The sequence below is a fragment of the Clostridium sp. Marseille-Q2269 genome (assembly GCF_943736985.1).
In the GTDB taxonomy this organism is placed as follows: Bacteria; Bacillota; Clostridia; order Clostridiales; family Clostridiaceae; genus Clostridium_F.
In genome coordinates, this window is sequence record NZ_CALSFS010000012.1 from 117,549 (window position 1) to 128,020 (window position 10,472).

The following is a 10,472-nucleotide window of genomic DNA, read 5'->3' on the forward strand; positions in this document are numbered from 1 at the left end:
TAAAAGCTATTAATTAAAAATTCAGCTTATTTAAAAATAAGTTATGATTCCAGTGATTTAAATTGTCATTGAAGATCTTTTAAGGGCTGCATTTATTGAATTATATAGTATAACTGAGGCTATAGTATTTATTATGCATGCAGGCACTATAACAGTTGTAACTAAAACCATAAATGGAGCTGGCAGAGAAACTAATAATAAAGCAGAACCTAGAAAAATGAAACCGCTTATAAAAGTTCCTATAATTGACAATATAATCATTCTTAGCTGATTTTGTATCTTTCCATCTGTAATTTTGATTAATAGGAACATTATATTTGCTGTAAGTATTTTATCTATCAAGTTAGGAATTTGACCTGCAGGAAAAGTTGTGGTAGCAGCTGTTAAAATTCCTGATAAAATGCCAATTACTAGTGTGGTTTTATAATCTTTTGCTATTACTAAAGCTATAAACATCATGGTCAATAAAAAATCTGGTTTCATTCCAAATAATAATGGAGGTGAAATTTGGTGTAATAATAAGCCTATGGCTAAAAGTAGTGAACATATTATCATTTTTTTTAAGTTCATAGTAATATCCCCTTTCCAATATAAAAGATAGTTTGTTTTTAGATATAAATTAAATTTCCAACTATACCACTCAGTTCAAGCCATAGTTACACCTCCTTTAATGTTTATTATAGATTTTTATTGTATAAATTTATAAAGTATAAGAGTTTAAAAACTAAATTAATAATAGATTAAAATTAATTTTTAAAAATCAAAAAATCCTCTATCCTAATATTTATTAGGACGAAGATTATATTCGCGGTGCCACCTAATTTATGTTTAAACAATTAAAATTTAAACATATCTCATTATTCAGGTACTAACATACCCTATCCTTTTTAACGGTAGGCTTCCGATAAATACTACTTTCTATAAAAGATTTCGCTTTATTTCTCTAAGGCCCATTCACTAAGACTCCCATTGCTAAGATTCCACCATCCTTAGCTCTCTTTGAATATTTATCTTAGGTACTCTTCCTTATCAGTGAATTATATTATTTATTTTTTAAAATTATAACACAGTAAATTTTAAAAGTAAAGTAATAAATTTAAAGTTATAATATAGAGAGGGTTGACAAAAAAATATATACTGTATATATTATATATATACAGTATATACGATATGAGGTAAGGTGTTTATAATGAAGATATTAATATCAAATGTTTCAGAGCAACCTATATATGAGCAAATCCTTTCCCAAATAAAATCTGCTATAATGCAGGAAGAATTAAAAGAAAATGAGTTACTTCCGTCTATAAGAAATTTGGCTAAAGAAGTTGGAGTGAGTGTTATAACAACAAAAAGAGCTTATGAGGAACTTGAGAAAGAAGGTTTTGTTGAAACAGTAAAGGGAAAAGGAACCTTTGTAGCTGCTCAAAATAAGGAGCTTTTAAAAGAAAAGAAAATAAAAATTATAGAAAAAAAATTGAATGAAGTTATAGAAGAAAGTAATTTATTAGGGATTTCATATGAGGAGATAGTGCAAATACTAAAAGTATTATATTTTAATTAAAATTATATTTTACATATAAATTATGCATATTTATATTTATATTTATATTCTATGGAATTACAATTTGGAAGTAGGAGATGAAATATATGTCACAATTAAAAGAAAAGTTAATTGAATCAACCATACATTCTATCATAATAATGATAATCTCATTATTAGCATCATTTTTTATCATTATAAATTTGTCAAATGAATTATTCATGTGGATAGTATCTATGGTTGGAGTTCTATTTTTATTAAGTTATATGAAAAAGAAATATAAAAAAGAAGATCTAATTATATACAGTTGGGTATCATTAATATTTATAATTTTCATTGGAAACTTAGTTGGCAAAATTATTCCAGCATATAGTTTAATTTCGGCAGGTGCAACATTATCAGTAGTAGATATTTTAAGTTTTACTAGATTTGGATCAAGAACTACAAATGCTAAGGTAATGGCTAATAAAAAATTGATGTGGAAATTGATAGTATATGGCAAATCATTTAAAAACAAAAATCCTGTACCAACCAGTGGATTTGGAGATTATATGTTTTATACTATGCTACTTTCAGGTATATATAAATTAAGTAATAGCTCTAAGATTTTATTTTATGGTGTTGTATTAATATTTATAGGTTGTGCAATAAACTGGATTATAATTTGGAGCATATGCCATAAAAAGTGGTATAAAGGATTTCCTGCTACGGCTATACCATTTGTTTTAATTCTTATATTAATTCTTAAGATTATAAATTGAGAGAGTATATAAAAATTATTATTATTTTTATTAGATATAAAATATATTTGTGTATGAAAAATGTATCATATATTATAAAAATTTGTGACATATGTTATAAATTTTTATAATAAAAGGGGGATTGTATATGGATAAAATATTAGAAATAAATAATATAAAAAAAGAATATAATAAATTTTAGTTTAGACAGAGGATATATTATGGGATTTATAGGACCTAATGGAGCAGGAAAGAGCACTACTATAAAATTAATTATGAATTTAATAAAAAAGGATTCTGGAGAAATAAAAATATTTGGAAAAGATAATATAGAATATGAAAAGGAGATAAAAGAAAAAATAGGTTTTGTATATGATGAAAATTATTTTTATGAGCATTTAAATATAGAAACCATGAAAAAAATAATAGCTCCTTTTTATAAAAATTGGGATAATCAAGTTTTTTATAAGTATTTAAAAACTTTTGATCTAGATCCTAATAAGAAAATAAACAATCTTTCCAAAGGTATGAAAATGAAGTTTTCATTAGCTATAGCTCTTTCTCATAATGCAGAACTGATAATAATGGATGAGCCAACAGCTGGATTAGATCCTGTATTTAGAAGAGAAATTTTAGATATATTATATGACTTAATACAAGATGAAAATAAAAGCGTATTTTTTTCAACTCATATAACTACAGACTTAGAAAAGATAGCAGATTATATAACCTTTATAAATGAAGGGAAAATGGTTTTTTCAGAGAATAAGGATGACATAATGGAAAAATATTCTTTAGTAAAGGGCGGATTAGACTTTTTAAATGAAGAAACCAAAAAATATTTCATAGGGATAAATAAAAATTCTTTTGGATTTCAGGGGTTAACATCTTCACCTAATGTTATAAGAGAAATATCTAAAAAAGATGACATTATACTAGAAAGACCTACCTTGGAGGATATTATGGTTTACACTGTAGGGGGGAACACTAAATGCTAAATTTAATAAAAAAGGATTTAATGATTACCAAGTCTTATATGATGAAAGTTTTAGCTGGTATAATATTTTCTATATTTATTTTTTACAATATTGATAAACAGAATATGTTTGTATATTGTATGTATGTATCAGTTTATATTATTATAACTACATCTTTTACTTATGGAGAAATATCAAAAGAAGACTATATATTAAATTCTCTTCCAATTAAAAAAAATCAGGTGGTTTGGGCAAAATATATTTCGGTAATACTTTATTTTGCATTCACTTTAATAGTTATTTATATAATAGCTTTTATAGCTTATATCCTTAATTTTAGAAATATAATTGGATTTCCAACTATAAAAACTGTAATTTACAGTTTAATTGTTATTTTGGTTAGTACGGGATTACAATTACCAATATATTTTAAGTTTGGTTATAATAGAGGAAGGATTATAGCCATGATTATATATTTTAGTATTTTTGCAGTTATATATAAAAATAGTGAGTACAATATGGTAAATAGTAATATTGTTTATGAAACATTGGGAATACTAAGTATAATTTTATTTGTTATTTCTATTTTTTTGTCCATGAAAATATATAGCAGTAAAGAAATTATATAATTATCAATTTAATTCATGACTATTTAATAGTATGAAAAATACACAGTGTTATTATAACAATAATGATATTAAACTATTTATATGAATAATATCTTTGAATTTAAAAAAAATAAAAGTATATAATTAATAGTATATAGTAATTTTAGGAGAGATAGATATGATTGTAGGTACAGCTAAAATATATTTATACGCTAATTGGGTTCATTCTTTAAAAGAGAAAAGAATGACAGTAAAAAGTATAATTTTTAAAACAAAAAATAAATTTAATGTATCCATAGCAGAAGTAGAAACACAGGATGTGCATCAAAGTATTGTTATAGGTATAGCATGTGTGAGCAACAGTACTAAACAAGCAGATAGTATAATACAAAATGTAGTAAACTATGTGGAAGGAAATACAGAGGCTATAGTTCAGAATATAGAGACTGAAATAATATAAGTAAATTTAATAAATCTTTACAAAGAATTTTTCACAGTATATAATTAAGATATAAAATATAATAATTAATAATAGCAGGGGTGCCATAAAGGCTGAGAGGAAGTTTTCCAACCCTTTGAACCTGATGTAATTAAGATTACCGTAGGGAGCAATTACAATATATAACATATTAGTAATTTATGTATAGTATGAAAAGCTTGCCTTCAGGTTAGCTTTTATTTTTTATTATGATTTAATAACTTAGGGGGGAACGAATATGTATATAGATGCTCATACTCATTTATCAAATTATAAAGATAAAATAGTAGAAGCTTTAGAATGTATAAACAAATATGGTATATACACATTAGATAATTCAATGTATTTAGAAGAATATAAGGAAAGTATTAAATTCCAAGATAAAAGCAAATATATTATAAGTTCTTTTGGAATACATCCTTCGAATGCGTATAAATACACTGATCAATTAGAATCATTAGATTATTTTATAGAAGAGAGTCCTATAATTGGAGAAGTTGGATTAGATTTTTATTGGGAAAAAGATAAAACAAAATATGAAAGTCAAATAAAAGTATTTAAATATTTCGTAGAAAAAGCTAAAAAACAAAATAAAATAATCAATGTTCATACAAAAGGAGCTGAAAGAGAAATAATTGAAATATTAGATAGTTATAAAATAGAAAAAGCTATAATACATTGGTTTTCTGGAAAAGAAGAAGATTTAAGAGAAATGATAAAAAGAGGATATTATTTTACAATAAGTAGTGAAATCTTTTATTCTGAGTATATAAGACATATTTCCAAGGAAATTCCTATAAATAGATTGTTAACAGAAACAGATGGACCAGAATCAGAAAAATGGTTAAGTGGAAAATTTCCTATGCCAGATATAATTATAGATATACTATCTAAATTAGCTAAAGAAAGAAACTTATCAGAAGAAGAAATGAAATACATAATAGAAAATAATTTTAAGGATTTTGTATTGAAAGATATAAATAAATATTAGAATCAGTATTTGAGTCCATTAATTTATATATTGGAATTATTTGATTTGAATTTATAGAAACTTTCAATACAACAATATTAAGTATTGCATTTGACAGCAATATTTAGATTATGTAACATATATACTAAGATAATAATTTAATAACACGGGGGAATTAATGTTTTTGATTGAGAGGAAACAATAGAGTTTCGACCCTTAGAACCTGAACTGGATAATGCCAGCGGAGGGAGTATTTAAGGTTAATTAACCCCTTATTCTCTCTAGAATAAGGGGTTTTTAATATTTATATAAAATATAGTAAATCTATATATAAAAATCTTTAAATAAATTTAAAGGAGGAATAGAAATGGCAAATGTAAATTTAAGCTTACAAGTATTGCCTGTAGTTAGAGAGGAAGAAATATACCCTGTTGTTGATAAGGTTATAGAGCTTATAAAAAATTCTGGAGTCAAATATGAAGTTGGTCCTATGGAGACAACTATGGAAGGAGAACTAGATGTACTTTTAGATATTGTAAAAAAGGCTCAAGATATATGTGTTAACGAAGGTGCACAAAGAGTAGTTTCAGTTGTAAAAATAGATTATAAACCAGAAGGTGTGACAATGAATGAGAAAGTGTACAAATATAGGAAATAAAATAATACCTATTATATTTCAGATACTATTAATATTTATATGGCAAATTGTTATTGATAAAGGTAATATACCTAAATATATATTAGTATCTCCAAAGGATATAATAATAAGTTTATTTGATATAATTCCTAATATAAAAGAACATATATATATTACATTAAAAGAAGCAATGATAGGATTTTTTGTTTCAATAATATTCGCATTGTTAATAGCTGTATTAATGGATGGGGTAAAAATTATTAGAAAGTCCTTATATCCAATATTAGTTATATCTCAGACTATTCCAATAATTGCAGTAGCTCCTTTATTTATAATGTGGTTTGGATTTGGTATCTTACCAAAGATTATAGTAGTAATATTGGTGTGCTTTTTTCCTATAGTTATAAGTCTTTTAGATGGATTAGATTCTGTAGATGAAGATACCATAAACTTATTGTATTCAATGGGAGCTAATAAGATTCAGATATTTAACCATGTGAAATTTCCTGCATCCATGACTAATTTTTTTTCAGGACTTAGAATAGCAGCTACCTATAGCATAATGGGGGCTGTTATAGGAGAATGGTTAGGAGGAGACAAAGGCCTTGGAGTATACATGTTAAGGGTGAAACAGTCTTATGCTTTAGATAAAGTGTTTGCAGTAATATTAATTATAATAGTTTTAAGTATGAGTTTGTTTGGTTTACTATTCTTAATACAAAAGGTTGTAACTCCATGGAACACAGAAATGAAGAGTATAAAATAAAAATTTGTTTTAAATATATATCATATAAGTATTTAAAAAAGTTAAATTAAGTAAAAGAGAGGGAAAAATAATGTTAAAGAAAAAAATTTCTATAGCACTTGCAGCTATTCTAAGTGTAGCACTTTTAGCAGGTTGTTCTCCTAAAGATACTGTTAAAAAAGAAGAAGGTAAAAAATTAAGAAAAGTGAAAGTTATATTAGATTGGGTACCAAATACTAACCATACAGGACTTTACGTAGCAAAAGATAAAGGTTACTATAAAGAAGAAGGGTTGGATGTGGAAATTATACAACCATCAGAAGGCGGAACTTCAAGTTTAATTGCATCTGGCAAAGGAGATTTTGGAGTAAGTTATCAAGAAGATGTTACATATGCTAAAACAGCTAAAAATCCATTACCAATAAAGGCTATAGCTACAATAATACAACATAATACATCAGGGTTTGCAGCACCAAAGAGTAAAAACATAAAAACTCCAAAGGATTTTACTGGTAAATCTTATGGAGGATGGGGTTCACCATCTGAAAAGGCTATATTAAAAGCTATTATGGCAAAAGATGGAGGGGATTTTTCTAAATTAAAAATGGTAGATATGGGATCAGAAGATTTTTTTGTCGCCACAAGAAAAAATATAGATTTTGCATGGATATTTGAAGGTTGGACAGGAATAGAGGCTAGGCTTAAAAATATACCTTTAGATTTTATAGAACTTAGGAAGTTGAATAAAAACTTAGATTACTATACTCCAGTAATAATAGCTAATGAAAATTCATTAAAGAAGGATCCAAATCTAGCTAAGAAGTTTATGAAAGCTACAACTAGAGGGTACGAATATTGTATAAGTAATCCAGAAGATAGTGCTAAAATTTTATTAAAAAATGCTCCGGAAATAGATGAAAAGTTAGCAATAGAAAGTCAAAAATATCTAAAAGATAAATATAAAGATGATTCTAAAAGATGGGGAGAAATGAAGGAAGAAGTATGGAATAATTACACTAAGTTCCTTTTAGATAATAAGTTAATAGAAAAGAATATGAATGGGAAAGAAGCTTTTACAAATGAGTACTTGCCAGAAAAATAAATTAGAAGTTAAAAATATTAAAAAATATTTTGACAATAATATAGTTGTAAATAATATATCTATAAATGTAAAAGAAAAGGAATTTGTTAGTATATTAGGTCCTTCAGGATGTGGTAAAAGCACAATTTTTAATATTATTTCGGGTATTTTACCTTTGCAAGAAGGAAAAATACTAATTGATGGAGAAGATTATACAGGTAAGGTTGGAAGGGTAAGTTACATGCACCAAAAAGACTTACTACTTTCTTGGAAAAAAGTCATTGATAACGTAGCTTTACCTCTTATAATAAAAGGTAAAAGCAAGAATGAGGCTAGAGAGGAAGTAAAAAAGTATTTTCATACTTTTGGATTAGATGGATTTGAATATAAGTATCCTTTTCAACTATCCGGTGGTATGAAACAAAGGGTGGCACTTTTGAGAACTTATATGTTCTCAAAGGATATTATGCTCTTAGATGAGCCTTTTGGAGCATTAGATGCTATAACCAGATCAAAAATGCACCAATGGTTACTAAATGTAGCTAAAGAGCTAAATACAACTATATTATTTATAACTCATGATATAGAGGAGGCAATATTTTTATCAGATAGAATTTATGTGTTATCTGATAAACCTGCCACACTAAAAGAAGAAATAGTTGTAAATTTACCTTCTCAGCGACAAAAAGATATTATAACTTCTTCTAATTTCAACCAAATAAAAAGAAAAATTATAAACGTACTTTAATCTCAACAGAACCTCTTAAAAAGAGGTTCTACTTTTTGTGTTTAAAAACACATAGAATATTTCAATTGTAGATTATTGTATAAAATTGTATAATAAGTATGAGTTTTTATAATGTAAAATAAGGGGATATATAATGATAAGTAAAGAAAAAATATTAGATACATTAGAAAGATTAGTAAAAGTACCTAGCATATCAGGAACAGAAAAAGAAAATTTAGCAGTAGATGAAATTTATAATATTTTAATGGATATAGATTATTTTAAAAATAATAATGATAATGTAAAAATACATAATATAGAAGGAGACATGCATAACAGACGGTTTTTAACAGCCCTACTAGAGGGGGGGAATCCTTCTAAGGAGATAATAATACTCACAGGACATTTAGATGTAGTGGATATAGATGAATTTGGAACTTTAAAAAATATAGCGTTTGACTACAAAAAATACACTCAAAAAGTATCTAATTTAGTATTGGATGAGGATTCAAAAAAAGATTTACAGTCTAATGAATGGATATTTGGTAGAGGAACATCAGATATGAAATACGGATTAGCTCTTTATATAGAGTTGTTAAGGGAGTTATCTAAAAGTAGAAATTTTAAAGGAAATATATTATTTTTGACAGTACCAGGTGAGGAAAGTAATTCAGAAGGTATGCTAGGGGCAATACCTTATTTATCTAAACTAAAAGATGATGGATATAACTTTAAGTGTTTATTTTTATCAGAATGTTGTATACCTAAATATGAAGGAGATAATATTAAAAGAATTTATATAGGTTCTGTAGGAAAAATAATGCCTACTTTCTTTTGCGTTGGGAAGGCAACTCATGTAGGAAATCCATTTGGAGGTCTAAATCCTAATCTGTTAGTATCTGAAATAAATAGATTAATAGAATATAATGTAGATTTAAGTGATGAATATAAAGGGGACACAACCCCACCACCAGTTTGTTTAAAACAAGCAGACTTAAAAGAATTATATTCTGTACAAAATCCCATATATACATATTCTTATTATAATTTATTAACAATAAAAAAGACTCCAGATGAAATAATGAGAACATTAAAATCTATATCAAAAGAAGCTTTTTGCAATACTCTTAAAATAATAAAAGAAAATTATAAAAAGTATAAATCCTTATGTGGAAGTAAGCTTGAAGAAGATTTAGATATAGAACCTAGGATTGTAACTTTTGAAGAATTATATAAAGAAGTATTAAATGAAAACAAAGATTTCTCCCAATATATACAGAAATCTATAGAAAAATGGAAAGAGCAGAAATTAGATAATCAAACCATAGGAATAAAGATAATAAAAGAAACTTTTGAAAAATATAAATATCAACAACCTATGATAGTAATTGCATACAATGTACCTTATTATCCACATAGATATTTTGATAGTAAAAATCCTAAATATACTAATTTGTTAAACTCATTAGACAATATGAGGAGATATTCAAAAGAAAAATATAATGTAGATATACAAAAGGAAAATTTTTTTATGGGAATAAGTGATCTAAGTTACACTGGCTTAGATGAAAACTTTAATATAGAATATATATGTGAAAATATGCCTGGACTAGGTTACACATATAAATTCCCTGAAAAAGAACTAAAAAAATTAGATATACCATCTGTAATATTTGGAGGATTTGGTAAAGATTTTCATAAATATACAGAAAGATTAAACATACCATATTCAATGGACATAGTTCCACAGTTGTATATGTATATTTTAAAAGAAATGCTACAGTAAATAAGAAAATTACGACTTAACACCTTTAAAAGCATAAAAATTAAAACAGGGAATACTTTTAGTCAATAGATGGCTATAAAAATAAAGAATACTAATATTTGTATCCTAAGATTTAAGCTAACGGTCTAATGCCACGTCCTGTGGCAACTAGTCCTAAGTAAACGTCCTGTTTACTTTACGCTT

11 protein-coding genes, 1 pseudogene, 2 riboswitches and 1 other annotated feature are annotated in these 10,472 nt (G+C 26.0%); of the genes and pseudogenes, 11 read left to right on the top strand and 1 reads right to left on the bottom strand.

The genetic code is table 11. The features are described from left to right. Positions 1–57: 57 nt before the first annotated feature. Positions 58–570, bottom strand: coding sequence for a tryptophan transporter (locus NGI68_RS13120; RefSeq protein WP_251861917.1), 513 nt, complete (start codon positions 568–570; stop codon positions 58–60). Between the two features lie 215 nt (positions 571–785). Next, positions 786–1,042 (bottom strand) — a binding site (T-box leader). A gap of 147 nt (positions 1,043–1,189) precedes the next feature. Between NGI68_RS13120 and NGI68_RS13125 the strand changes: the two genes are divergently transcribed. The 11 genes and pseudogenes from NGI68_RS13125 to NGI68_RS13175 all read left to right on the top strand — a co-directional run bounded on the left by NGI68_RS13125 (position 1,190) and on the right by NGI68_RS13175 (position 10,289). Next, a complete protein-coding gene (locus tag NGI68_RS13125) occupies positions 1,190–1,561 on the top strand; it encodes a GntR family transcriptional regulator (protein WP_251861918.1) in 372 nt (123 codons plus the stop codon). 86 nt (positions 1,562–1,647) lie between these two features. Continuing rightward, positions 1,648–2,301: a hypothetical protein gene (locus tag NGI68_RS13130; RefSeq protein ID WP_251861919.1), complete on the top strand. Its 654-nt coding sequence runs from the start codon at positions 1,648–1,650 to the stop codon at positions 2,299–2,301. A 127-nt stretch (positions 2,302–2,428) separates the two neighbouring features. Continuing rightward, positions 2,429–3,278, top strand: a pseudogene (locus NGI68_RS13135) (ABC transporter ATP-binding protein). Then, the gene (locus NGI68_RS13140) at positions 3,272–3,886 is read left to right on the top strand and encodes an ABC-2 transporter permease (RefSeq protein WP_251861920.1); all 615 of its coding nucleotides are present in this window, start codon (positions 3,272–3,274) and stop codon (positions 3,884–3,886) included. The pseudogene NGI68_RS13135 and the gene NGI68_RS13140 overlap by 7 nt, the downstream one beginning before the upstream one ends. Positions 3,887–4,043: 157 nt before the next feature. Beyond that, on the top strand, positions 4,044–4,325 hold the full coding sequence (locus NGI68_RS13145; protein ID WP_251861921.1) for a DUF503 domain-containing protein: 282 nt from the start codon (positions 4,044–4,046) through the stop codon (positions 4,323–4,325). A 66-nt stretch (positions 4,326–4,391) separates the two neighbouring features. Beyond that, positions 4,392–4,490: riboswitch (TPP riboswitch) on the top strand. Positions 4,491–4,581: 91 nt separating this feature from the next. Further along, positions 4,582–5,334: a TatD family hydrolase gene (locus NGI68_RS13150; RefSeq protein WP_251861922.1), complete on the top strand. Its 753-nt coding sequence runs from the start codon at positions 4,582–4,584 to the stop codon at positions 5,332–5,334. Between the two features lie 137 nt (positions 5,335–5,471). Further along, a riboswitch (TPP riboswitch) is annotated at positions 5,472–5,580 on the top strand. A 100-nt stretch (positions 5,581–5,680) separates the two neighbouring features. Continuing rightward, complete coding sequence (locus NGI68_RS13155; RefSeq protein WP_251861923.1) at positions 5,681–5,971, top strand: thiamine-binding protein; 291 nt, start codon at positions 5,681–5,683, stop codon at positions 5,969–5,971. Next, positions 5,943–6,716, top strand: coding sequence for an ABC transporter permease (locus NGI68_RS13160; RefSeq protein WP_251861924.1), 774 nt, complete (start codon positions 5,943–5,945; stop codon positions 6,714–6,716). The genes NGI68_RS13155 and NGI68_RS13160 overlap by 29 nt, the downstream gene beginning before the upstream one ends. A gap of 70 nt (positions 6,717–6,786) precedes the next feature. Beyond that, the gene (locus tag NGI68_RS13165) at positions 6,787–7,797 is read left to right on the top strand and encodes an ABC transporter substrate-binding protein (RefSeq protein WP_251861925.1); all 1,011 of its coding nucleotides are present in this window, start codon (positions 6,787–6,789) and stop codon (positions 7,795–7,797) included. Continuing rightward, entirely contained in the window at positions 7,775–8,524 is a 750-nt protein-coding gene (locus tag NGI68_RS13170) for an ABC transporter ATP-binding protein (protein ID WP_251861926.1), read from the top strand. Before NGI68_RS13165 ends, NGI68_RS13170 begins: the two co-directional genes overlap by 23 nt. A 133-nt stretch (positions 8,525–8,657) precedes the next feature. After that, positions 8,658–10,289: a M20/M25/M40 family metallo-hydrolase gene (locus NGI68_RS13175; protein WP_251861927.1), complete on the top strand. Its 1,632-nt coding sequence runs from the start codon at positions 8,658–8,660 to the stop codon at positions 10,287–10,289. Positions 10,290–10,472: the final 183 nt, after the last annotated feature.